The organism is Pedobacter sp. G11 (assembly GCF_003860265.1).
Taxonomy (GTDB): domain Bacteria; phylum Bacteroidota; class Bacteroidia; order Sphingobacteriales; family Sphingobacteriaceae; genus Pedobacter; species Pedobacter agri.
The window spans coordinates 4,409,656-4,436,261 of the sequence record NZ_CP034190.1 but is presented as its reverse complement, the minus strand read 5'-3'; the positions used below and the strand labels follow the sequence as shown (position 1 = coordinate 4,436,261).

The 26,606-nt window shown below is 38.8% G+C and carries 19 protein-coding genes; 15 read left to right on the top strand and 4 right to left on the bottom strand.

The genetic code is table 11. The annotated features are described in order from the left end of the window. Position 1: 1 nt before the first annotated feature. Positions 2–1,531 carry a GAF domain-containing protein gene (locus EA772_RS19120; RefSeq protein ID WP_124914558.1) on the bottom strand — a complete coding sequence of 510 codons (1,530 nt, stop codon included), beginning with the start codon at positions 1,529–1,531 and terminating at the stop codon, positions 2–4. Between the two features lie 280 nt (positions 1,532–1,811). Here EA772_RS19120 and EA772_RS19115 point away from each other — a divergent pair, with 280 nt between their 5' ends. After that, complete coding sequence (locus tag EA772_RS19115) at positions 1,812–2,585, top strand: SDR family NAD(P)-dependent oxidoreductase (protein WP_246833994.1); 774 nt, start codon at positions 1,812–1,814, stop codon at positions 2,583–2,585. A 1-nt stretch (position 2,586) separates the two neighbouring features. Here EA772_RS19115 and EA772_RS19110 read toward each other — a convergent pair whose 3' ends face one another. Both EA772_RS19110 and mnmA read right to left on the bottom strand, forming a co-directional pair. Beyond that, on the bottom strand, positions 2,587–4,404 hold the full coding sequence (locus EA772_RS19110; protein WP_124914557.1) for a glycoside hydrolase family 15 protein: 1,818 nt from the start codon (positions 4,402–4,404) through the stop codon (positions 2,587–2,589). A gap of 148 nt (positions 4,405–4,552) precedes the next feature. Then, positions 4,553–5,644, bottom strand: coding sequence for a tRNA 2-thiouridine(34) synthase MnmA (mnmA, locus tag EA772_RS19105; RefSeq protein ID WP_116168011.1), 1,092 nt, complete (start codon positions 5,642–5,644; stop codon positions 4,553–4,555). 475 nt (positions 5,645–6,119) lie between these two features. Here mnmA and EA772_RS19100 point away from each other — a divergent pair, with 475 nt between their 5' ends. Continuing rightward, positions 6,120–8,405, top strand: a complete 2,286-nt coding sequence (locus EA772_RS19100) for a GH92 family glycosyl hydrolase (protein WP_168187603.1) — start codon at positions 6,120–6,122, stop codon at positions 8,403–8,405. A 144-nt stretch (positions 8,406–8,549) separates the two neighbouring features. Here EA772_RS19100 and EA772_RS19095 read toward each other — a convergent pair whose 3' ends face one another. Further along, a complete protein-coding gene (locus EA772_RS19095) occupies positions 8,550–9,737 on the bottom strand; it encodes a DUF1624 domain-containing protein (RefSeq protein WP_124914556.1) in 1,188 nt (395 codons plus the stop codon). 440 nt (positions 9,738–10,177) lie between these two features. Between EA772_RS19095 and EA772_RS19090 the strand changes: the two genes are divergently transcribed. Genes EA772_RS19090 through EA772_RS19035 form a run of 13 tightly spaced genes read left to right on the top strand, consistent with a single transcriptional unit; the run spans position 10,178 to position 26,596 of the window. Further along, positions 10,178–10,786 carry a DUF4255 domain-containing protein gene (locus EA772_RS19090; protein ID WP_124914555.1) on the top strand — a complete coding sequence of 203 codons (609 nt, stop codon included), beginning with the start codon at positions 10,178–10,180 and terminating at the stop codon, positions 10,784–10,786. Beyond that, positions 10,783–11,877, top strand: a complete 1,095-nt coding sequence (locus EA772_RS19085) for a hypothetical protein (protein ID WP_124914554.1) — start codon at positions 10,783–10,785, stop codon at positions 11,875–11,877. Before EA772_RS19090 ends, EA772_RS19085 begins: the two co-directional genes overlap by 4 nt. Before the next feature lie 18 nt (positions 11,878–11,895). Continuing rightward, entirely contained in the window at positions 11,896–13,674 is a 1,779-nt protein-coding gene (locus EA772_RS19080; RefSeq protein WP_168187602.1) for a phage tail sheath C-terminal domain-containing protein, read from the top strand. Between the two features lie 3 nt (positions 13,675–13,677). Next, positions 13,678–15,108, top strand: coding sequence for a phage tail sheath C-terminal domain-containing protein (locus EA772_RS19075; RefSeq protein ID WP_124914553.1), 1,431 nt, complete (start codon positions 13,678–13,680; stop codon positions 15,106–15,108). Between the two features lie 21 nt (positions 15,109–15,129). Further along, positions 15,130–15,564, top strand: a complete 435-nt coding sequence (locus EA772_RS19070) for a phage tail protein (RefSeq protein WP_124914552.1) — start codon at positions 15,130–15,132, stop codon at positions 15,562–15,564. A 5-nt stretch (positions 15,565–15,569) separates the two neighbouring features. Further along, positions 15,570–16,025: a phage tail protein gene (locus EA772_RS19065; RefSeq protein ID WP_010602701.1), complete on the top strand. Its 456-nt coding sequence runs from the start codon at positions 15,570–15,572 to the stop codon at positions 16,023–16,025. A gap of 5 nt (positions 16,026–16,030) precedes the next feature. Next, positions 16,031–16,192 carry a DUF5908 family protein gene (locus EA772_RS22170; protein WP_157259010.1) on the top strand — a complete coding sequence of 54 codons (162 nt, stop codon included), beginning with the start codon at positions 16,031–16,033 and terminating at the stop codon, positions 16,190–16,192. A 2-nt stretch (positions 16,193–16,194) separates the two neighbouring features. Next, entirely contained in the window at positions 16,195–16,917 is a 723-nt protein-coding gene (locus EA772_RS19060) for a hypothetical protein (protein ID WP_124914551.1), read from the top strand. Positions 16,918–16,920: 3 nt separating this feature from the next. After that, positions 16,921–18,648: a type VI secretion system tip protein VgrG gene (gene vgrG / locus EA772_RS19055; RefSeq protein WP_124914550.1), complete on the top strand. Its 1,728-nt coding sequence runs from the start codon at positions 16,921–16,923 to the stop codon at positions 18,646–18,648. A 2-nt stretch (positions 18,649–18,650) separates the two neighbouring features. Beyond that, positions 18,651–18,926 carry a PAAR domain-containing protein gene (locus tag EA772_RS19050; protein ID WP_010602704.1) on the top strand — a complete coding sequence of 92 codons (276 nt, stop codon included), beginning with the start codon at positions 18,651–18,653 and terminating at the stop codon, positions 18,924–18,926. A 2-nt stretch (positions 18,927–18,928) separates the two neighbouring features. Continuing rightward, a complete protein-coding gene (locus EA772_RS19045) occupies positions 18,929–19,348 on the top strand; it encodes a GPW/gp25 family protein (RefSeq protein WP_124914549.1) in 420 nt (139 codons plus the stop codon). A 3-nt stretch (positions 19,349–19,351) separates the two neighbouring features. Further along, complete coding sequence (locus tag EA772_RS19040; RefSeq protein ID WP_124914548.1) at positions 19,352–22,660, top strand: hypothetical protein; 3,309 nt, start codon at positions 19,352–19,354, stop codon at positions 22,658–22,660. Further along, positions 22,661–26,596, top strand: coding sequence for a hypothetical protein (locus tag EA772_RS19035; protein WP_124914547.1), 3,936 nt, complete (start codon positions 22,661–22,663; stop codon positions 26,594–26,596). The last annotated feature ends 10 nt before the right edge of the window (positions 26,597–26,606 follow it).

Genomic DNA, 26,606 nt, shown 5'->3' with positions numbered 1-26,606 from the left:
TTTAGTTGTAAATTTGTTTCGCCTTAAATTCAAATAAGAAGTTTCTTAATGATTCGGCCATTTCAATTTCAGTTTTTTTCCAATCATCTGATTGGCCATAAATGGTTTGCATCCAGAGTTTAAATGAGTTACGGGGATGGTAGTTTACCCCATCTTTCTCAAATGTAATTGCCTGGTTCGGATCACCTCCCCACTTGATATTCTGAATAACCTCCGGTCTGAAACAGAGTAAGAAGTCACCTTTTCCGGCATCTATAGGGATGGCCAGCAATCCGCTTGCAACATTTGGATATGCTTTTGCTTCCTCATAAGTTTCGCCTAAATTCTGACTTGTAAATATTTTATTTATTCCTTTTCCTTCCAGCCACAGCGTCAGGTTTTCCAGTTGATCCATTTCTGGCACCATTCCGGTTGTTTTAATTTTCCCATTCAGGCTTAATGCCGCACCATTAGCATTAAACAACGAAAGCAGGTTTTGGTTTTCATCAGAAAAGATTCCTTTCATGATATCATCTTCAGCATAAATTAAGTCTGTAACTACCGTTCGTTGTTGTAGCAAACGGGCACTACTTATTAATTCTTCATGTTTGATAATGGATGAAATGCGATAAGATATTTCCAGGCTTAACCAATCAAAGATAGAACGGCTTTCGATGCTCAAATATTTGCTGGTAATATGATGGCAGGAAATTAAACCCCACAAAACACCATCAATAACCACACGTATTGACATCGAGGCTGTTACGTTCATATTGGCCATGTATTCCAAATGCACCGATGCTACGCTACGCAAATTACAGTCTGATAAATCTAAAAAACCATTGGTTATTGGATTAATTACGGGGAACAGCTTGATGGTTTTATAATTTCTGTTAGGGATTAACCTGAATGGGTTTTTAAGGTAAAGTGCCCTGGCTTGTTTCGGTACATCAGAAGCAGGAAAGGTTTGCCCCAGATAACTTTCCAGCTCTCCGGTTATTTCTTCGGCGATAACAGTTCCATTCCAATTTTTATCAAACTGATACATGCGGATGCCATCAAAGCCTGCTATTTTTCGAATTTCTTTAATACTGGCTTCACAGACTTCCTGCAGGTTATCGGTACTCTCCAGGGTAGAAATAAACGACCTTACGCCTTGAAATACTTCGGTAAAACTGCGCTCTGGCTCTTCATCAATTTTCTCTATTTCTAAAATGACTAAATCCTTTTTTACATGCGCAAGAATATTTACCGGAACAGTAGCTGTAGCAGAAACTAATGGAAATTGAAATGGTAAACGGGTTCTTATACCTTTATTAATTTCAAGTTTAAATCGGCTCAGGTCTTCTGCGGATACATAATCTTTAAAATTCGTTCCGATACTTTCTTTCGCAGATTTTGCAATGATCGCCTCTACATTTTCGCTCACCTGAATGATGTCAAGTGATGCAATTTCCAGAACGATCAGAAATCCGAAATCTTGTATCGAGTTGGTTTGATGAATGGCAAGATTTCCGCAAAATTCTGCGTCGTAGTTTTTATTTTGACTCATTTTAAGTTTTTATGCATTTCAAATTCCAGCAGTAACTAACCATTTATTTACTATTGAGAATATACAATTGAAAGGAGACATTGTAATCGCATAATAGAAATAGGGATCAGATTATCCAAACGCATAAAAATATACAAAACCGAAGTAAAAACCATTTTTTATAACGAAAATGCTACTCCTTTTGGGTGCTAAAAGGTCAATACATCATTAACCTGAGGCAGTTAGTTTTATATCCGTTAAAACATTCTCAGCTAAAATAACTTTATTCTTAAAAAAACTTATGATGAATCGTTTCGAAAATAAAATAGCATTAGTTACAGGAAGTAGTCAGGGAATAGGCGAAGCCTGCGCTTTACGTCTGGCAAAAGAAGGCGCAGACATCATTCTTAACGGGCGTAAATTTGACGAAAGAGGCGAGGAATTAATTGCGGAAATTGAAAAGATGGGTAGGAGAGTTAAATTTTTAGCTGCGGATGTAAGCAAAACTAAAGATGTAATCAAGCTTATTGATGATGCAGTAGCCGTTTTTGGATCGCTTGATATCCTTGTGAACAATGCGGGCCTGGAAAAGAAAGCCGATTTTTGGGAAGTAACCGAAGAAGATTACGACATCGTAATGGATACCAATTTAAGAGGCGTTTTCTTTGGCATTCAGGCTTTTGTAAAATATTGTAAAAGGGAGAAAAGAGCCGGTACAATCATCAACATGAGTTCGGTACATGAAGAAATTGTGTTCCCACATTTCTCGGCATATTGTGCAAGCAAGGGTGCCATGAAGATGTTAACCCGAAATCTGGCAACCGAATTGGCACCACTGAATATCAGGATTAATAATGTAGCTCCCGGAGCGGTGACTACACCGATAAATCAGGATCTGTTAAATAATAAGGAACAGTTAGAGAAATTGTTGGACAACATTCCAATGAGAAGAATGGGCAAAGTTGAAGATGTTGCTGCGGTAGTTGCTTTTTTAGCATCAGATGAGGCTGGTTACGTTACCGGATCGACATATTTCGTAGATGGCGGCTTAACCTATCATTACGAAGAACAGTAAGTTAAAGCTTACTTGTTCTTCGCCCGATCTGTTTGTTCAATTCAACCGCTGCACTAATTAAAGCCAGGTGCGTAAATGCCTGAGGGAAATTACCTAGATGCTCGCCTTTTTTACCAAGTTCCTCACTAAAAAGAAGCAGGTGATTGGAATACCCAATCATCTTTTCGAAGTTTTCCACTGCCCGTTCTACTTCTCCACTTTTGGCTAATGCTTCAATAAACCAAAACGAACACATGTTAAACGTACCTTCCTCTCCATCTAAACCATCAATTTTGGTCATGCCGTTATTATAGCGGTAAACCAGTACATCTACTAAAAGTTCTTCATCAATGGCTTTTAAGGTAGATAGCCAGCGTGGTTCAATAGGTGAAATGAAATGCGTAAGTGGCATTAGCAGAACGCTTGCATCAACATGTTCTGCACCCTTATACTGCACCCATGCGCCTCGTTTTTCATTCCAAAAGTTATGATAGATGTCGTTGTAAATATCGCTTCGAACCTGATGCCATTCGTTCTCCGGATAAGGGAAGGAGCGGTGTTCAGCAATCTTTATTGCCCGGTCCATGGCTACCCAACACATTAACCGGGTGTGCAGAAACTCTTTTTTCTCACTTCTGATTTCCCAAATACCATGATCAGGTTTTTTCCAGTTCTTAATTACCTGAACAATCTGTTTCTCTATCAACGTCCAGAATTCATAGGTAATAGGCTTATATGATTTATTATAGATGTAGATGGTATCGATCAGCTCACCGTAAATGTCAATCTGTAATTGCGTAGCCGCCTCATTTCCAATTCTTACCGGCTTTGAAGCACGATAACCTTCCATGTGTTTGAGTTCTTTTTCATGGAGTTTGGGATTTCCATCAATCTGGTAAACCAGTTGCAAATCAATTTTTTGACAAAGGTTAAAGATCCAGTCGATAAATGCCGTTGCTTCATCAAAGAAACCTAGTTTCAAAAATGCATACATGGTAAAAGCAGCATCACGAATCCAGGTGAAGCGATAATCCCAGTTTCGATTTCCGCCAATCGCTTCGGGCAAACCAAAAGTAGGTGCGGCTACAGCAGAGCCAAACTCGGCAGACGTAAGAAGTTTAAGTGTAATCGCCGAACGCCGTATTAACTCGCTATATCTTCCATCATAACTTGTTTTATTAATCCATTTTACCCAAAAATCTTTAGTTTGATGGTAGGCATCCTGCTGATAAAATTCCAGTTCTTGTCCTTGATGATCTTCCGGTAAAAATTCCAGAACGATCGTAGCCACTTCAGTTTCGTTCAGGGTAAACTCAGCATAACCATTCTTTTTTCTAACGGTAAGGGGTTTGTCCGATAACATCTTGATCTGAAGTTTTTCTTCGGCAGATGTAAATCTGATTTCTTTTTCAAGGCATTCAACCTCGTGATCACTTTCTGAATAACCAAATCGCGGTACACAACTTACCTTAAACTTTATACTTCCTCTAACTGTTTTAATTTGCCTTACAATAGCACTAGTTAGTGTTTTATTTCCTTTTTGAATTGGCATAAAATCGGTTAGTTCAGCTATTCCAGAATCAGAAAAATATCTTGTTAATAAAATTGCTGTTCCAGGTAAATAAAGTTGCTTGCTGGTGAAATTCTTCAAATCAGGTTCTACTGCAAAAAAACCTCCACGCTGTGAATCCAACATTGTAGCAAATACAGTTGGCGAATCAAATTTGGGCGCACACATAAAATCGATTGATCCCTGTAACGAAACCAACGCTACGGTTTTAAGGTTTCCGATAATTCCGTAATTTTCTATAGGTTGAAAGGGCCTGCGGCTATGATTCATGGAGTATTGCTTTTAAACTTTCATTTATAAAGGAAATTTTAAAGCTTTTTGTTTGATGAACTACAGAATAGGTTAGCGCAATATAGAATATGCAGGCAAAAAAAAATCCCAACCGATTGGTTGGGATGTATGTTATCTGCTAGAATACTTAAACCAGGAATCCGCCTCCTAGTAAATCGTTGCCTTCATAAAATACGGCCGATTGGCCGGGAGCAATCGCTGATACATTGTGATCAAAAACCACACGCATCCTGTCTTTTTCCTGAACGATGGTACTTAACATACCAGCATCTTTGTAACGAATCTTAGTAATCACATCGTTCATTGGCTCTTCAATGCTAGCATATTTGATCAGGTTAATATTACGAACCATGGCTTCTTTACGCTCCAATTCTTCGGCTTTGCCTAAAACAACGGTATTGCTTTCCGGTAAAATTTGAGTAACAAACATCGGTTCGCCAAAAGCAACGCCCAAACCTTTACGCTGACCAATGGTATAAAAAGGATAACCTTTATGTTGCCCTACAACCATTCCATTACTTAAAATGAAATTTCCGCCGGCAACCTTATCTTCTAAATCTTCAACTTTATGTTTCAAGAAAGCCCTGTAATCATTATCAGGAACAAAACAGATTTCATAGCTCTCTGATTTTTTTGCCAGTTCTTCCTGTCCCATATCTAAAGCCATTTGTCTGATCTCTGATTTCGCAAAACTGCCCAAGGGGAATTTAGTACGAGAAAGGTTTTCCTGAGAAACACCCCAAAGCACATAAGATTGATCTTTGTTTTCGTCTTTACCTTTAGAAATTACATAACGGCCACTATCTTGCTGGCGAATGTTTGCATAATGCCCGGTAGCAATAAATTCACAATCCAGTTTATTGGCACGTTTTAACAATGCTTCCCATTTAATGTGTGTATTACACAAAACACAAGGATTTGGTGTCCTTCCTGCTAAATATTCATCAACGAAATTATCAATTACATAATCGCCAAATTCATCGCGAATATCTAAAATATAATGTGGGAAACCATAATTTACAGCAAGTGTACGGGCATCATTTATACTATCTAAAGAACAACATCCGGTTTCTTTGCTGCTACCGCCGGCGCTGGCATAATCCCAAGTCTTCATGGTTAAGCCAATAACTTCATAACCTTGCTCATGCAACATTACAGCTGCTACCGAACTATCAACCCCGCCACTCATGGCAACCAGAATTCTACCGTGTTTACTCATTTTAAAATAATAGGATGCAAAAATAAGGTTTATTTACCTGAAATTATTTAAAGCAAGTCAGTTACTTGTAAAAAGCGAAAGTGAGTTCTGTTGGAAAGCAGAACCAGCATTGTTATTAATGTTCGTCCAGCTTTTCGCTCATACGCCTGCAGGCCTAAGGCTCATGGGCCGGTATCCGCTTCAATCTGGTTTAGCGCACCTAAAACGGTGCAATAAACTTTCAACCGTTGCAATCGTCTTTCGAGTTTTGGTTTTTCATCGGAACGCGGCAATCTTCTTTAGTAAACGATTGTGCAATGAGATTACTTCAATCGATGAAAAATCGATTTCGCAAAGGCGGGTAGCGTGGCTTATATTATTGCAACTTTGTATTTTTTATGTTGGTTAAACGATTTAGTCAAAGTTTATATGCACATTCGCATTTTAATTAATACCTTAGAATTTTAAAACAAAATACAATCAATTTTTTCAGAATATGATTAAAAAAATTATCCTGCCTTGTCTTCTTTTGTCATCATTCGTGGCATCGGCGCAGCAGAATTTGGTCCAATATGTTAAACCAATTATTGGAACATCGAAAATGGGACATACCTACCCAGGGGCAACTGTTCCTTTTGGCGCAGTACAATTAAGTCCTGAAACAGATACTTTATCTTACGAAGTAAATGGAAAATACAATGGTGATGTTTACAAATACTGTGCAGGTTATAAGTATGAAGATAAAACCATAACGGGTTTCAGCCATACGCATTTCAGCGGAACCGGTCATTCGGATTTAGGCGATTTCCTGATTATGCCTACGCAAGGAAAACTGCAGTTAAATCCAGGTACTGCCGATAACCCTAAAGCAGGTTACCGGTCAGCCTATTCACATGCCAATGAAAAAGTTGAAGCTGGTTATTACAAAGTAAAACTTGATGATGATAACATCACAGCCGAATTAACAGCGACCAATCGTGTTGGTATGCATCAGTACACTTTTCCTAAATCAGATCAATCGCATATCATTTTAGATTTGATGGCCGGAATTTATAATTATGAGGATAAAACGGTATGGACTTACGTTCGTGTGGTTAACGATACTTTGGTAACCGGTTATCGCCAAACCAATGGATGGGCAAGAACCAGAACGGTTTATTTTGCAATGAGTTTCTCAAAGCCATTTAAGAGTTATGGCAGAAAAAGTTATGATGCTAAACAGGCTTACCGCGGTTTTTGGGGCAAGTTTAACCAGGATCAAAACTTCCCGGAAATTGCCGGTAAAAAGCTTAAAATGTATTTTGATTTTGACACACAGGAAGGGGAGAAAGTGAAAATCAAGTTTGCTTTATCGCCGGTGAGTCAGGAAAATGCTTTGCAGAATATGCGTACCGAAATATCAGGTTGGGATTTTGAAAAAGTGAAAACGCAGGCTCAAACCACCTGGAACAAAGAGTTAAATAAAATCCAGGTTAATACATCAAACAATAATAAAATTAATTTCTATACAGCGCTATACCATTCGTTCATCAATCCAACTACCTATACCGATGTGAATGGTGAATACAAAGGTTTAGATCAGGGCATACACAAAGCTGAAGGTTTTACCAATTATACCACATTTTCTCTGTGGGATACTTATCGGGCCCTGCATCCTTTCTTTAACATTATGCAGCCAGGGCGAAGCAATGATATGGTGAAATCGATGATGGCGCATTACGATCAAAGCAGCCTGAAAATGTTGCCGATTTGGTCGCATTATGCCAATGATAACTGGTGTATGAGTGGTTATCACAGTGTTTCGGTTTTAGCTGATGCGATTATTAAAGGCACTTATAATGGCGATGCCAACAAAGCTTTAGATGCCTGTATAACAACTGCGAAACATCGCGACTATGAAGGAATCGGTTATTATATGGATAAAGGATATATTCCTGCTGAAAGAAGTGGCGTTTCTGTTTCCAATACGCTGGAATATGCTTATGACGATTGGGCGATTGCACAGCTGGCGAAGAAACTGAACCGTATGGATGTATATAATGAGTTTCTAAAACGTTCAAATAATTGGAGAAATAATTTTGATAGTGCTTCAGGTTTTATGCGTCCGCGTTTGGCTGATGGTAGCTTCAAAAAAGCTTTTGATCCAAAGGATACGGAAGGACAGGGTTTTATCGAAGGAAATAGCTGGAACTATAGTTTCTTCGTTCCACATGATCCGGCTTCTTTAGTTGAGGTAATGGGCGGCAAAAAGAAATTTGCAGCTCGCTTGGATTCATTGTTTAGTATGCACTTGCCGGATGAGTTTTTTGCCCATACGGAAGACATTACACGAGAAGGCATTATTGGTGGTTACGTTCACGGAAACGAGCCGGCACATCATGTGGCTTACCTTTACAACTGGACAGACGAAGTGTACAAAGGTCAGGCTCAAATCCGCCACATTTTAAATATGCAATACAAACCCACTGCCGATGGTTTGGGTGGAAATGATGATTGCGGCCAAATGAGCGCCTGGTACATGTTTTCGGCAATGGGATTCTATCCGGTTGCACCAGGTTCTGATGTATATTCATTAGGTAGCCCATTGGTTAACAATGCTGTAATTAATTTAGAAAACGGGAAAACATTTACCGTTGAAGCGATTAAGCAAAGCGATAAAAATGTTTACGTTCAAAAGGTTTTACTGAATGGAAAAGAAATCACCAACCATCAAATTAAACATGCTGATATTACCAATGGAGGAAAGCTTACATTTTACATGAGCGCAAAACCTAAAAAATAATATTTCAAATCATCCCGATTGAGGTATCGAACCGCTGGCATTTGTCAGCGGTTTTTTTTTGATTTATGCATGATCTTTGTTTTACGGGGATATTGCAATTCCTCGTCGATTTATACTCATGGCATACTATCATTAATTTCAATCTTAAACATATCTTAGCCACCACTGCTTATGTGTTTCCTTGTATTTTTTAAACCATTTGCAGGGTAAATACAGCGCTATGATAACAGCAATCCAAATCACATAAACCATGGTCAAACTAAATCCAAAATCACTTGGGCGAAACCAAAACGGAACCTGAACAATTTGCTCGTTGGTAAAGCCTGTAGCATAAAACGCAATGACTAAAATGGTGTGCAGAAGGTAGAAGTGAATCACATAGTAGAAAAAAGGCACTGCTCCATAAACAGATGTAATTCGGCTGAACCAAGTGCTCATCTTCTCTGTGAAAGCCAGAAATAACATGGCAGTTCCGATGGTCATGGCGGTATATTGCAATGAAGGTGGGTATTTACTCACGTTAAAAAATGACAGTAGATTTTTGAAAAGATCATCGTATTCTTTCCTCGGAGCAGGGTCGCCGTACAAATTTATGCATCTCAGGAAAAGGAATAGAAAAATAGTCAGCGAGCCAGTAATCATCAAATTTTGTTTCCTGATTTCTGTAGAAAATCCTTGTTTATACCATGCACCAATGCCGTAGCCGAGGAACATAATTCCCGTCCAGGGTAAGATGGCATAAAATACCCCAAGTAAATGATCCTGATTTAAAGGAACAACTGTTCCAAAAGCGGTAAAAAATACTTTAAGTAGCAAAGCCAAACCTTCACCTTCAGGTGGCGGGAAGAGGTTCAAAATGTTATGTCCAAAGACGATTATCAAACCAATAACTAAAACAGCTTTATGGGAAATTTTGCTCATTAAGCCCAATAAGATCATGCTCCAGCCAATTACCCAAATTACCTGCAAAATTACAAAGTTGTAAAAGGGATTAAAGGTTAAGCCAAGTGAAATGATAACGATTTCGACCACAATCAGCCAGGTGCCACGCTTAAAAAGAAAAATACTTGCTTTTGCAGGTGTTTTATGCTGTGACGATAGGTATGCAGATAGCCCAGACAAGAAAACAAAAATCGGAGCACAAAAGTGGGTGATCCATCTTGTAAAAAACAAAATACCTGTTGTTGTCTGTGGATCAAGTGGATTAGCGGTCATCGCTTCGATGTGAAAAAAATCGCGGGTATGGTCAAGTGCCATAATGATCATTACGATACCGCGGAGAATGTCTATCGACAATATACGCTTCGATTGGAGGGATGAATCAATATTCATGATAATAGGTCTTCTAGCCTAAATATAGCAATTCAATTTTTGGTCTTCTCTCTCTCAACTACTTTATCTAAACTTTAGGTTTAAAAAAAATCAATTTTGAGATAAATTGTAGTTAAAGTAATACTTTTAAAATGCTGATAAATAGATGTTTAGTGGGTTGTTTCGTTTTTTAAATTTTAACTTCTTGAATTCTGAAAGAATATTTTGCCCGTTTGAAAGATCATTCTTAATAGGAATATTCTTTCAAGTTGTTGATAACTAATGTTTTAATAGGTCGGAGTAATGGTTAAAACATCGCAGATATATTAAAATTTGACGATTTTGAATGTTTTCTTGGGTTGATAACTTTTTTTGAATTTGTTAATAACTATTGCTGATTTCGTTTATAAGTTTATGATAATCATTTACTTAATCGTCTAACCTGGAATATTTTTTTGTCTATGATTAATACCGCTCTAGATTTTCTTTCAAAAGAAATTAATAGTAATCTGAACAATATTGCCGGAACAACCAATGAAGATTTTATTGTTGTTTCAAGTATTGTTTACGACGGTAAATTAGCAATCCCTGACAAAACTTTAGGCTTAACGCTGATGAACATTGAAGAAGACAGGGTGGCTAAAGATCAGCGGATAACAGTACGGAATATGCAGGGCGATATTGAAACCAGAAATCCGGACATCTACCTTAATCTATTTGTTCTTATTTCAGCAAACTTTCATTATGAAGAAACTGAGTCTCCGCGACTGGATTATTTGGAAGGATTAAAAAGACTTTCACAAGTCATTTCATTTTTCCAAGGTAAAAGCGTGTTTACGCAAGCAAATTCTCCTTTACTTGCACTTACTGATAACAAAATCGAGCGATTGAGTGCGGAGCTTTTTAGTTTCAATTTCGAGCAAATGAACCATTTCTGGAGCATAATCGGACATAGTTATTTGCCATCTGTATTGTACAAAATCCGGATGTTAACCATTCAGGAAAATGTACAGTTAGCGCCCGACGGAATAATTGAAAGTATTGCATTACAAACTAAAACAAGATCATGACAGCCTATCGTAAATTATTTTCGGTTAACGTACTTCACAACTACTACGAAGATAGTTTGTGTCAGGATCTGGATTTTATACCGGCCAACAGTTCGCGGATACTCATGCGAAACCAACGTTGGATATACAAGGCGTTTGATACCGGCTTTAACCTGATTTGCGAAACTGATCAAGATCAAAAAGCGAAAATCAGAATAGGGGAAAGCAATTTGTACTTCGGAATTGTGTTAAAACAAGCCGCTAAATTTTTAGCCATTACCAATTTAAATGAAGCCAATCCCCAGAAAAACTTCTTAAGTAATAAAAAGATTTACTTAACAAATAATGGCTTAAATAAAAATCTTAAATACAGTATTCTCGATGCGATTACAGGTGATTTATTCAACTTTAATTTCGATTTGCCAGAACATGAGGAAGTCACTTTAAGATTGAAAACTGTATTGAAAAACGATTTGATAATTGAATACGATAGCAATGGAGCACCCATATCAAGTCCGTACAAAATCAAAAAAAATATTAATGAAACCTTTGGAAAGTTAATTGATCTTTCAAAACTACCAGACGGACTTTACATCATCTCCGTTAAAAATGCTGCTGATTCAGGAAATGAGTTATTAACCTATAAAGTTTTTAAAAGCGCCGAACTTCAGTCGCAAGCTACCTTTGGCATTTTGCATATCAGCATTCCAGCCAGTGAGGAGATTGTAGAAGAAACGAAATTTTCAATCAGTTTTACCAGGAAAGAAACTTTTTGGAAATACTATGTAATCAATCAAAGTGGTATCGATTTGGAAGATTTCGATCTTTTTGTAAAGGATAAAAGTACAGATGGCCATCCGGTTTACAAGAATTGCACTTTCGCTGGAAAACCAGTTCCAGCAGATGACCACGATCCCATCAATAAAATAGCTGATGCACCCATTGTATTATTCAAAAGCAATATAAAGATTCCGTTTTTCGAGAAAGTAAAAACCGGCTTGGAGCTGAGTAAGAAAGATGGTGCAACTGAAGTGATTCTTTCCAAAAATTTACCTAATCCAATGCCAGAAAAGCAGGCGGGCGAAGAGAGTAAAGTTTATGTATATGTTTAATAAATAAATCATTAAGATATGGCGCTGACATATAAACATCCAGGGGTGTATGTTGAAGAAATTTCGACGATTCCTCCTTCCATTGCCCAAGTAGAAACTGCGATACCAGGCTTTGTTGGTTATACGGCAAAGCGAGAGAAAAATGGAATCCCGTTTGATGTTAATGTGCCACAGCGTATTACCTCTTTACTGGAATTTGAGCAATATTTTGGCACTGCGTATCCAGAATTACTGGAAATCACTATCGAAAACCCCGAAAATGGCTCAGCGCTACCAAAAATTGTGGTTACGCCAGCAATAACTTTATCTGGCTACTTGCTTTATTACCACGTAAAAATGTTTTATGAAAACGGAGGTGGCCCATGTTTCATCGTTTCTATCGGGACGTTTAAAGCTGTGCCTGAGCTGGATAAAGCAGAGTTAAAAACCGGATTGGATGCCTGCGAAAAGGAAGATGAGATAACCTTGCTGGTAATTCCTGAAATTGTAGGTTTATCTTCTTCCTCCCAGATAAAGGAACTAAATGATGCCATGCTTGCCCAATGCGCTAGGCTGCAAGATCGGTTTGCCATCCTTGATGCACCACAGGCAAGCCTGACCACGCCAGTTTTGGTGGCTGATAAGTTTAGGAACGACTTTATCAGCTCAGATAATTTAAAATATGGTGCGGCTTACTATCCACAAATACAAAGTGGTGCAGTCTACAACCGTACCGCTGATCAAAATATTTTCATTGCAAGAGATAACCGCGGCGGTGACAATGCAGGTATTTATAAATCTGCAGGAGATACTAAAAAGCCAATTACCGATGTGGTTAAACCTGCAGCACAAGTATCTGTTGCAGCAACTACAAAAATTACGATAGAGACCGTCCCAACGGAAAATCAATCAATTAGCATCTCAGGCATTAGCCTGACATTTGGAACTAGTGGAATTGCAATCGACGGTAACACAACGGCGACAGCAAAAAGTTTAAAGGATGTGATTAATGCGCATAATGACCTCAAGTTGTTTGTCAATGCTCAGTTATCAGGCAAAGTAGTTACCATTACGGCTTTAGAAGCAGGGGCTACAGGAAATAATATTTCAATTGTGTATGACCCAAAAGGAGGTGCAATTGCTTTAAAGCTGGATTCCCCAACTTTAACCGGCGGTTTCGATAATGTAGATTTTGTTTTATTCAATCAGATTAAGGCTGCGCTAAACGCATTTACAGTTCCACTTTATCCATCCGGTATGATGGCAGGTGTGATGGCTAGAGTTGATAACGAACGCGGGGTGTGGAAAGCGCCTGCGAATGTGAGTGTAAGAACGGTAGATAAACCTGTAGTGTCCATAAGTGATGAAGATCAAGACTATTTAAATGTTGATCCAACCGGAGGTAAAAGTATCAATGCCATTAGGAAATTTGCTGGAAGAGGCACTTTGGTTTGGGGCGCCCGTACGTTGGCGGGAAACGATAATGAATGGCGATACGTTCCGGTGCGGAGACTCTTCATCATGGTAGAGGAAAGCATTAAAAAGGCAACTGAGTTTGTGGTTTTTGAACCAAATGATGCCAAAACCTGGTTGAGGGTAAAAACCATGTGCGAAAACTTTCTGAATCAATTGTGGCGACAGGGAGCCCTGGCCGGCGCAAAGCCGGAACATGCTTATTTCGTTAACGTTGGTTTAGGCATCACCATGACCTCACTCGATATTCTGGAAGGCAGGTTAATCATCGAAATTGGAATGGCTGCGGTGCGTCCGGCAGAGTTTATTATTTTAAAATTCTCTCATTTATTAGCAAAATCTTAACAAATGGCAAAGAACTATAAAACCCCAGGCGTTTACATTGAGGAAATCAGTAAACTTCCTGCATCTGTTGCTCCGGTTGAAACGGCTATACCAGCTTTTATGGGGCGAACAGAAATTGCTAAAGATGAAAATGGAGACGATATTTTTCCAGCGGTTGATAAACTTCCTACACCCATCCGGATTACTTCATTTTTAGATTATCAAAAGTATTTTGGCGGAGCAAAGTCTGAGGCTGATGTATTTAAAACAACGGGTTTACCAACTATTCAGGATGTAATTGTTGATGCCAAGGTGCAAAACAGAACCATTACCTGCAATGCCAGAAAAGAATCGGTAAGTGGAATGTACATGTATTATACTTTGCAGCTGTATTTTGGAAATGGTGGCGGACCCTGTTATATCATATCTAGCGGAAGCTATACAACAGATTTTGATAACCCGGAAGGTATTGCTTGTTTGGATGCAGTAGCAAAGGTTGATGAGCCGACATTACTAATCTTTACAGATAAACATAAAAAGAATACAGGTTCAAAATCGGGATATAAAGATTTGTATGATAGCGCTCTGGCTTTGTGCAATAAGCTGCAAGATCGCATTGCCATTTTCGATGCCTGGAAGCTGTCATCAGTTCCATACGATGATGCTAAAATTATCAGGGATGATTTAGGCACTGCCGATTTAAAATATGGTTGCGTTTATTATCCATGGTTACAGAGTACACTGAACTACGGTTACAACGAAAACGATATTCTCATTAAACACAATGGGGCTTATGATGGAAAAAGTTTATCGGCCATCAAAGCGATTGACCTGAATACCTACCGGCTTATAAAAGCAGAAATTGATAAAAATTTTATTGATTTGCCTCCATCGGGGGCCGTAGCTGGTGTAATGGCCCGGGTTGATAGTAACCGTGGCGTATGGAAGGCACCGGCAAATGAAAGTTTGAGGATGGTTACTGGCCCGTCGCTTAAGGTAACTGCCGAACAACAGGAAAATTTAAATATCGATCCGACTACAGGAAAATCAATTAATGTAATTCGATTTTTTACAGGTAAAGGAACGCTGGTTTGGGGTGCAAGAACCCTGGCAGGAAATGATAATGAATGGAGGTATATTTCTGTACGGCGCTTTTACAATTTTGTGGAAGAGAGTATCAAGAAAGCTACTGAATTTGTGGTATTCGAACCTAACGATGCAAATACATGGCTACGGGTTAAAGCCATGTGCGAGAATTTCCTCAATCAGTTATGGCGGCAAGGTGCATTACAAGGAGCAAAGCCAGATGATGCATTTTTTGTTCGAATCGGATTAGGCATTACAATGACTACACTTGATATTCTGGAGGGGAGGATGAATGTCGAAATTGGCATGGCCGTGGTTCGTCCTGCAGAATTTATCATTTTGAAATTCTCACATAAATTACAAGAATAACCTATTATAAATCTAAATATTATGGCAAATAATTATCCATTGCCGGTTTTTCACTTCCAGGTGGAATGGGGCGGCTCAAGAATTGGCTTCACGGAGGTTAGTGGTTTAACGGTAGAAACGCAGGCAATCGACTACCGTGAAGGTAGCTCGCCGGAGTATCATGTCACCAAAATGCCTGGTATGCAGCAATATACAGCAATATCAATGAAAAGAGGTATCACAAAAGGTGATAATGAACTTTTTCAATGGTTTAATACGGTAAGCTTAAATAAAATCGAGCGCAGAGATTTAACCATCAGCCTGCTTAATGAAAGCCACGAACCTGTTGTGGTTTGGAAAGTACGAAACGCCTGGCCTTCAAAGGTTGATGGGCCAACGCTTAATTCTACCGGGAACGAAGTGGCTATAGAAACGGTAGAACTTGCGCATGAGGGTTTAAGTATCGAATTTACTTAGCAGTTATGGTTGCGAAATATCCTCCGGTAGGTTTTCATTTCTTGCTTCGGATTGAAGGACTTGAACTTCAGTACCCGGGAATGCCGGATATCGGTTTCACAGATGTTACAGGTTTGGAAGCGAATATTGCGACAGAGGAATATAAAGAAGGTGGTGAAAATCGCTTTGCGCATAAACTACCAACGGCAATCACCTATAGCAACCTCACCCTTAAACGGGGCATGCTGATCGGTTCTTCAGCGATGAAGTGGTTTAAGGAAAGCGTCGAATCTTTTACGTTTAAACCCAGAGACATTACATTAATCCTTTTAAACGAAGACCATACGCCGCTGCAGGCCTGGAATTTTGTAAATGCCTACCCAATAAAATGGGCTGTTGAAGGTTTTAATGCCCAACAAAACGGAATTGTAATTGAAAGCATTGAATTTGCCCATCAGTATTTCAGACGAATTGATATTTAAAGATTATGCCAGTAGAAATAAGAGAGCTCAATATTACAGCCACGGTTACCAATAATGTTGCCGGCTCGGTGCAGGCAAGTCCGTCCGGACAAACAGCTACCGACCGGAAAATGAAAAAAGCACTAGAGGAATTAAAACAACAGATTAAAAATAAAAACGAAAGGTAATTATGGCACTTAGTCAGCTTTTTGGAGAACTTGGGAATTTAGAAAAACTCATAATTGATGTGTATACCACTGATAATTTTTCGGGTTCGCCTGTAGAAAGTTTTAAGGTTTTGTACAACCCAAATACTTATTTTATAGAATACAAAAACGAGTTAGATAACAGTGCCCCAGCCAATGCTGCAGATAGTGTTGGTCAATTTAAATCTTCTAGAGGACGGGAATTAAAGCTTGATTTATTGTGGGATGCGACTTCAGCATCTTATTCAGGTAATTCTGCTTTTCAATCTGATATTCAAAGGGATAAAACCGTACATAAGGTCATAGAGAAATTCATAGATACCTGTTTTAAAATTAAGGATGATACTCACCAGCCAAACTATTTAAAAATTCATTGGGGGGAATTAACTTTTCAGGGTATGCTCACTGCAGTAAAGGTTACATATACTTTGTTTGATAATACTGGTAAGCCTTTGCGGGCAAAAACAGACTGCACTTTTACCAGCTACACCTCTTTGGTGGAACAATCAAATGAACTGCAAAGAAACTCTCCGGATTTAACACACTACAGAAATGTTGAGGGCGATAGTCCTTTGCCATTGATGACATACAACATCTACAAAACGGATCGATATTATTTGGAAGTAGCTAGAGCGAACAAAATAAATAACTTCAGAAAGTTGCAACAGGGACAGCGTATTTCCTTTCCACCGATTGAAAAATTTTAAGATATGCCACAAAACACGGGAGTGCAGTCATTAAGTATCAAAATCGGAGGCCAGCCATTGTCTGATGCAATCGGAATATTGGAAATTGTGATAACCAATATTGTGAATACTATTCCTAAAGCCCGAGTGGTTGTAATGGATGGAAGTGCTGCTGCACAAAATTTTGAATTAAGCAATGGTGCCGATTTCGTTCCCGGTGCCGAAATTTCAATTTTAGCCGGTTATGATGGTAAAGATGAAGTGGTTTTTACGGGTTTGATTATCAGTCAGATGATTAAAGCTAATGAAGAAGGCAGCATCCTGGAAATAGAATGCAGAGACAAGTCGATTAAACTTACTGCCGGTAGAAAAAATAGAATTTGGGAAGAAGTGAGTGACGGAGATGTGATCGAAGAAATTTTAAGCCAAAGTGGACTCACTTATGATTTAAATGATCTTCAATTAAAGCATAAGCAACTCATTCAGTTTAATTGCAGCAATTGGGATTTCATAGTTACCCGAGCTGAGCTTAATAGTGCCTTGGTTATTGCAGATGCTGGAAAATTATCCATCGCCGGACCTGATGTGAATCAAGCGATAGCAGCAACATATACTTATGGTATTGATATTTATGATTTTGAGGCACAGATGGACGCCAGGACACAATACCCGGAAGTGATTACACAAAATTGGAATTACACCAATCAAGAAATTACAGAAAGCTCCTCAAATGCTAAATCTTTGCCACAGCAGGGGAATTTTTCTGGAGATCAGTTGGCAGAAGTTCTCGGATGGGAAAACAGCAGCTCCTTTCATTCAGGTAATTTGTCAGCCGAAGAATCAGCAGAATGGGCGACGGGACAACTGTTTAGGAGCAGGCTCAACCGGATAATCGGAAACTTTAGGGTTTTAGGCGATAATAAGCTTAAGCCAGGAATAATTGTGGAATTAAAAGGAATCGGCGATCGATTTGGTGGTAAATGCCTGGTAACAGGTGTTATTCATTCTTATTCTGGCGAGGCCGCCTGGTACAGTCACGTACAGTTTGGATTGGACAAAGCCCTTCATCATTATAAGTTTGATGATGTGGTCGAAAAGCCAGCTACCGGAATTATTCCGCCAGTAAACGGTTTGCAAATCGGTATTGTAACGCAGCTGGAAAAGGATCCTGAAGGCGAAAGCCGGATTAGGGTGAGGCTGCCTACAGTTGAAAAAAACGGAGATGGTATTTGGGCAAGGTTAGCCATGGTTGATGCCGGCAAAGATCGTGGTTGGGTTTGGAACCCTGAAATTGATGATGAGGTGATTATCGGTTTTATCAATGATGATCCCCGGGATGCAGTGATTTTAGGCAGGTTATACAGTAGCGCACATCCGCCTCACTTGCCATATCAGGATGACAACCATGAAAAAGGGTTGAAGACGAGAAGTGGCATTCAGATATTGTTCAATGATGAGAAAAAGATTGTCAGCATTGAAACACCTGCTGGAAACAAATTTACACTCAGCGAAGATGAAAAATCAATTACCATTGAAGATCAAAATGGGAATAAAATACAGACTAACGATAGCGGTATCACCATTGAAAGTAGTAAGGATTTGAAGATAAAAGCAAAAGGCGATATCAAAATAGAGGCAACCAATATATCAGTATCCAGTAATGCTCAACTTAAGTTAGAAGGAAGTAGCGGAGTTGAATTGAGTTCCTCGGCGATTACAAAAGTTAAAGGAAGTATAGTTCAAATTAATTAGAGATGCCAAATGCAGTAAGAACAACGGATGTTACCAATCATGGCGGTTTGGTAACAGGTCCTGGAGTACCAACCGTGTTAATCGGAGGCATGCCAGCTACAGTTATCGGCGATATGCATACCTGCGTGATACCACCACCAGGGCATATACCAGCCAGTCCGTTTGTAGCGGGCAGTGCAACGGTAATGATTGGCGGCAAGCCTGCGGTAAGAACCGGAGATGTATGCGGCTGTGGAGCGTCTGCCGTGGTAGGTTGTCCTACGGTAACTATTGGATAAGTATGGAAACAGAAAGTAGCTTTTTAGGAAAAGGTTGGGCTTTTCCGCCAAAAATTAACAAGTATTCAGATACAAATCGGTTTGCAACAAGCATGGCAAGTGAGGTATCGGATATTAACCAGAGCCTTGAAATATTATTTGGCACCGCCGTTGGAGAGCGGGTAATGCAGGCAGAATATGGCTGCAATATGGATGATATGTTATTTGAGCCAATAAATGTAACACTGGTTACCCGGATTACTGAACGAATCAGAAGGGCGATAATCTATTACGAACCCCGGATTAAACTAGATAAACTCGATGTATTTAAAAATGAAGAGCTTGGAATGATTAATCTGGTTGTGGAATATACGATTAGAAGCACCAATACGCGGAATAACATAGTTTATCCATATTATTTGAACGAAGGAACAAACCTTTAAACGATGAATAAAAACTGCAACAAAAATAGCGCACCAAGAAACGGCACTAACCGTTTAAATCGTTTGCCCAAAGCCTTGGATGCTTCTTTTGTTGCCATTGATGAACGAGATAAAGCGGCCCTTTATCAGTTCGCAGATCGTTTAAGTGCTTATGTGAATTATCATTATTACGATGATGTGGCGCATCAAAGCAACTGGAAGACAGTTTTTAACATCGATGAAATTAGGGATGATGGTTTGACCGAGCCACATCTGGCGCTTTTTGATGCATTTTTAGATCTTTATGCTATTGCACAGCAAGATCTTAATCAATTTACAGCCAAACATCTCGATTATTTTTATGAAACCGTTCTGGGTTTTGAGAAGAAAACTGCCTCGCCCGACAAAGTATACTTAACCATTGAACTGGCTAAACACATTTCGCAACATGTGTTAAAGGAAAAAACTGAATTTAAAGCTGGAAAAAACAGTGATAAAAAAGAGCAGTTCTATAAACTGCTTTCTGAATTTAGTTTTAGCCAGGCCAGAGTGGGTAGTTTGAAATCGATTCTGGTTGATCCTACTGAAAAATGCAACATCTGGATTTCGCCTGTAGCAAATTCAGGAGACGGTATTGGGGGAGAGATGATTAATCAGGATGGAAGCTGGGAAGCATTTGGTACCAAGCAACGAACAAAAGGAAATATCGGCTTTGCTATCAGCTCACCGCTATTTCGGCTTGCTGAAGGTCAACGCAAAATTATCATCCAAATCAATTATGCCGCAGGTAATAGCATAATACCAACGCTCACAAAAGCAAATTTTAAAGCTTTGGCTAGTGCGGAGAAAGGATGGGAAGAAATTAGTATAGATTCAGTTCGTCTCACAGGTAAATCCTTTCAACTGGTTTTGCTTGCGAACGAAAGCGTTCAAAAAATTATCGATTATAACCCAAAACTTCATGTAGAGCCGTACTCAACAACTTATCCTGTAATCCAAATAAAGCTGAATACAGCTGATGGACTTTATGAATCATTAATGTTTGCACCATTAGAAAATATCCAAATAAAAACTGATGTAAAAGGTGTTAAAAATCTTTTGGTTCAAAATAGTTTGGGTAAACTCGATGCTTCGAAGCCGATGGAAATTTTTGGGTCGATACCAACCATTGGTGCTAATTTCTATATTGGTAGTACTGAGGTATTTCAGCAAAAACTCTCCAGCTTAAAACTCAATTTTGAATTTTTGAATTTGCCGGCCATGGCATTCAATAATTATTACAAATCATACGCTGAACCGGCAAAATTATTTGAGTTTCTGCCTATCGTGACGGTGCAAAATGCTTCATTGGCATCGTCTTCCGATAAAAAAGAGCCCGCTTCACAAATGCAAAACGAGTCAGCCAAATCTGTAATAGATGTTCAACCAGTTTCGAAAACACTAAGTGCGAATGTTTCAGTTGGCAATCTCTCAACGCAAATGTATAGTGTAATACCTAAATATTGGCAGCAGCAAGAAATCCAGAAACTCTTCAGTAACTATGTAAATAACTCCAGTTTCAAAGGCGAAATTACTTTCTTAGATCACAGAAGTTGGATTTCGCTAGCGCCAAATACACCTCAGAAAGTTAATCTTTTTGGTGCCGGGGATTCCAGTGCTCCAATAGCTCAGTTCAATGCCGATATCAACATTCCCAACGAACTGGCAGCAGATTATAATACCGATGCAGGAGCAGGTTACGATCTAAACACAGAACGTGGCTTCCTGAAGCTGCGGTTTACAGATGGCAAATTCGGACATGCAGACTATCAATTAGCCTACAGTCGTGCCATTTTAAATAATATAAAAGAAGATTTATCAAGCATTGAACTGCCCAATTCCCCATACACGCCGCTTATTCACAATTTAAGTTTGGATTACACCGCAGAAGCTCAAATAGCTTTAACTGCTTCAGCCTTTTCTTCCGGTAATCAAATTCATAAATTATTCCATATTACACCATTTGGTCAGGCTGAAGTGCGGCCAACTCCAGACGAGGGTTCGGCTTATTTATTGCCAAAATTACAAAATGAAGGAGAGTTGTATATAGGGCTGGTCGATGCCATTGCGCCTCAAAATATCAGCTTGCTGTTTCAGGTAAGTGAAGGCAGTTCAAACCCTGACTACAACAAAGCCATTGTGAAATGGTCATACCTTCATGATGATACCTGGAAAGATTTCGAAGATGAAGCTATTCTTCGGGAACAAACAAACGGTCTTTTAACCACTGGAATCATTACTTTAAGGATTCCAGCAGGGGTGAATAGTACCAGTACCTTAATGCCTGGTGGCTATAGCTGGCTCCGGGCAAGCGTAGAAAAAGATGTACTGGCAGTTTGTGATATCATATCAGTTACCGCTCAGGCTGCCGAAGCACAATTCAATTCATACGACGATGTGATTCCAGAAAAGCTTTCCATTGAACCCGGAGTAATTAGTAAATTAAGAGAACCAGACGCCGCGGTTAAAAAAATAGCACAGCCTCTTGGTTCATTTGATGGCAAGCCAGCAGAACAAGGTAACGATTATTATTTAAGGGTTAGTGAAAGACTTCGGCACAAGGGTAGAGCCATCACATTGTGGGATTATGAGCGCTTGATTCTGGCTCAGTTTGCTGATGTTTACACCGTAAAGTGTATTGGCCATACCATTTTTAATGGCAATGTAGCCAGCTATAATGCTTTGTCGCCTGGTGTTGTTACCATTATTGCTGTTCCGGATATTTCAATTTCGAACGCTCCAAATCCACTGCAACCTAAAGTATCGAAAAACACGCTCAATGAAATTAAAAACTTTGTGAATCAGAGAAAATCATCCTTTGCGCAAGTGCAAGTGCATAACCCAGTTTACGAACAGATCAGGTTGCATTTTCATGTTAAGTTGAAGGATGGTTATGCAGATAATATTTATTTGCCACTTCTTAAAGAAAGCATAAAGTCATTATTGGCACCTTGGATAAATAATAGTGCTACCCAGCTCGAGTTTGGCGGTAAGATCGAAAAGTCGACACTGATATATCAATTAGAAAAGCTGAGCTATGTAGATTATATCACCTGTTTTAAAATGTATTTGATCAGACCGGCCGGGTTAGAAGATATATCAACAAAAGATATAGAACGAGCTGAAACTGCAACAGCTGCAAGCATTTTGACATCTTTTCCTGATCACAGCATCGTCAATATAAAAGATTTGCCTGGTGTAAAAAATCCTGATTGTTCATGTGCTGATTGCGATGACAATGTGATCAAATCAAGTAAACAATTTGTTTCTTTAAATGAATGTGGATGTAATTAAATGAGCAACTTAACAACCATATCAAAAAATGATTTGCCATTGGAAAGCATGCGGTTTGACAGGCTTCGGGAAATCGGTTTGAAAAGGATTCAGGAACTGAGCAAAACCATCTGGACAGATTATAACTTGCATGATCCTGGGGTGACTACACTCGAAGCACTTTGTTATGCGATTACTGATTTAGGCTACCGGCTTACTTTTGACATAAAAGATTTGCTTGCAAATGATCCGGAAACTGAAGGCGATGTTGATTTCAAGAATTTCTTTACTGCAAGGCAGATTTTACATAATGCACCTGTTACCCTAAAAGATTTTCGTAAGCTGTTAATGGATGTTGCGGTGGTGGCTGATGGGGAAATACTTGGGATCAAAAACGCCTGGGCATTGCCTTCCACAGATTCAGAGATGAAGCTCTACGTAGATAAGGTTAAAGAAAAACTTGATTATTTCCCAACCGTAACGGATGAAGATGGTTTTTTTATAAAAGGATTATATAATTTTTTATTGGAGTTTGATCAATCCATTAAACATGGCGATTTAAATTCAAATGCACTATCCGGAACCTATATCGTCCGCGACTTTACCGACCCATTGTTAAATGGAGTGGAAATAAAAATTAATGTTCATTTTTCACGTTGGGACGAGCCTGAAATCGACTTTCAAAATGATACATCCATCATCACTGCAATTAAAAACCTAAAGATTGAGTTTGATGAAATGCCAACTGGTTATTTGTTATGGAACAGCAACGAACCGAACTCAACTGTAGCACTAAAAGGCATTAAAACCATTTCAGGAGTTCCGGTAGATATTCCAGAGTTAAATCTATTAGATAATTTGATTAATCATTTCATTTTTGAAGATGCCGGTGGGATTTTACAGCGCTATAAAGCTAAAATTAAAATTATTAACAGCATTATTAGCAAGGCAGATGATCGTTTAAATGATAGCCGGCCGCTTTGCGAAGACTATTTCAACTCCAAGGCATTAAAGGTAGAGGAGATAGCCATTTGCGGCGATATCGAAATTGATCCTTTTGCTGATGCGGCGACTGTTGCTGCCAGAATTTATTTCGAAATTTCAAAATTTCTTTCTCCCGAGGTTTATTTCTACAGCTTGCCTGATATGAAAGCAAAAGGGAAGTCGACAGAAGATATTTTTGAAGGACCAGCTTTAGAACATGGCTTTATTGATGATGATGAACTAAGTGCATCTGCACAAAGGTGTACTATCCGCGTGAGTGATATCATTCAAATCATCATGAATACTGAAATCGATGGCAAAAAGGTTGTACGTTCTGCCAGCGGTTTACAACTGGCTAATTTTCCTGAAGATGATGATGGTGCGATTGCGCAAAAAAGTGTTAAATGGTGTCTATCGCTGGCAGTTGATCAGTTTTACGTGCCTAGGCTATCAACTATTGCTTCAAATTTATCTTTTTATAAGAACAGCCTTCCATTCGCTTTCGATCAGGATGATATGCAGCTGAAATTGAACGCTTTATTTGCAACAGCAAAAAAACGCTACCCGGCAAATGCGGTGTTAGACAAACCTTTACCAACTGGAAATTGGCGGGAAACAACAGATTATAGTTCCATTCAGCAAGATTTCCCATTAGTATATGGTGTTGGAGCTGAGGGTGTTCCCAACCTGCCAAAAGATGAAGCAGCCCGCCAGGAACGATTAACCAATGTAAAACAATTTAAGGGTTTCCTCTCTTTTTTCGATCAGTTGCTATATGGCTATCTTCAGCAAGTAAACGGCTTAAAATATTTATTTAGTTTAAATCAGGAGCTTGATGAGTATGATCAGCCATTACTTAATAAATCTTATTTCAGCGAGTCACTAAATGCAATACCAAATGAGGTGGTGCCAAATGCGCAAGATCAGCAGATATTTACGCCAGATTACGCAACAAAACTACAAGGTATTACCGAAACTAAAGGGGAATTTGAAGAAAGAAAAAACCGTTTCCTAGATCATTTGCTTGCCCGGTTTTGCGAGCAATTTAGCGACTATGCACTAATAGCCTATACCATTGATGGCCAAAAGGCAGGAGCTGAGTTAATAATAGATAAGCTATCATTCTTAAATGCCTATCCTGAGATTAGCAGTAATCGTGGCAAGGCTTTCAATTATAAAAATGAACTTTGCTGGTATTATGAAAATATTTCGGGTTATGAAAAACGCATCACATCACTTTTAGGTATTGATCCGAAAAAACCAGAATGTTTGTTTTTTTCTCCGGCATTCAGAATTATCAACGGCCTAACAGATTGTAGTATAGAAACCAAAGTTGGGAGTAAGGTTTATTTCCAGGGCACTCGGAGCCATGCTAATGTAGCGGCTGCGAAACTGGAAATGGAAAAGCTAATCAGTGCAGGCGTTCTTCTTAATAATTACCAAATTGTTGAAGGAAGTGTAGCGGGTAAATTCAAGGTAATACTTTTTGAAGACCGGGTTGCCCGTAAATCAATCGCCTGCAGCAAAAGTTTGAACTTCTCTATCACAGCAGCCAAAACATTAATTAAAGATCATATTGGCTTGTGCTATAATGAATTATGTAATCATGTTTTAGCAAGTCGAAAAAATTTAACACCTCCAATTAGAAATTATTTTGAGATCATCACTCATGAGGTAGACGCCACTTCTGTGCCTAGTTTACACAAGGTTAAATACCAACTGTTCGATAAACCAAAGGGAAATCAGGACAGAAAGATAATCTTTAAAGGAATACTTGAAGGTCCGGAGGTTCAAGGTATTGATGAAGCTGAAAAAATCAGCAATACCGAAATGAGTCTACTTTGGAAGTTTATCAAATTCGCTTCAGATGAAGATTATTACCGTTTCGAGCCACAAAATTCCATAAACTATGAACCTAACTACCATTTTGAAGTTTTCGATACCTATGGCAATACGGTTGGCGATCATCAGGGTAAAAATTACAATCAGCCATTAGCTGAAATAATCGAAGATAGCCCTTATTCAAAGCACTTTAAAATAATCAATTCTGCATCAAATAATGGTACCTACACCGTAAATAATACAGTTGCCACCGGTGCAAATATCAAAATTGAAATTGACGAAATACTTCCGAGCAATTTTCCTGATGGGAAAGTTTATTTTACGGAAACCTTTGCAGTCATAATACATGAGAACGGTCGAGAACTAACTGTTAATAATATTGATCTCACTTCCAGAATCAGTGCAGGCAATTCGTTAACATTCGTGATTTCGCCGGTTGTAATGGTCGATTTTAATGTGATAAAAATCGACTATCAAGGCAATAAAACAGTTATTGTTTCCTCTATTGCCTTGGATAAGGTAGACGGTTCTAAGATTTTATTTTCCAGGGTTTTTGATATAAAAAGTATTACTCCAAAAACAATCGTGATAAAGGCTGAACAAGAGAAGAAGGCGGTGCTAGATATGGTTAAATTTTTTAACGATACTTTTATTAACCGCGAAGGAATTCATTTGATTGAGCATTTGCTACTGCGGCCTAAGAACAATCTTGATAAGCTACTTAATATTCATACTGATGTTGACTGCGAAAGCTGCAAAATCACTGATACCTACAGCTTCGTAATGACAGCGGTGATGCCTTATTGGCCTGATCGTTTTAGAGATCGTAATTTTCGGGCTTTTATTGAGAAAACCTTACGCGAAGAAAGTCCGGCACATATTGCAATGAATATTTGTTGGGTAAGCCCTTTGCAGATGGATCAATTCGAAAAAGCTTACAAAAACTGGCTTATTCAAATTAATTCGGTCAACACAGACGATACTGAAAGGGTAAAAGCCCTTGAAGATTTTATAGAAATTATCCAGAACCTCCGAAGTGTTTATCCTTCAGGAAAATTGCATAGCTGTAATGAAAACGAGGTTCAAAAAAATACGCTAGTTCTCAATCAAACCAACATTGGCATTTTTTAATTACTCTGAG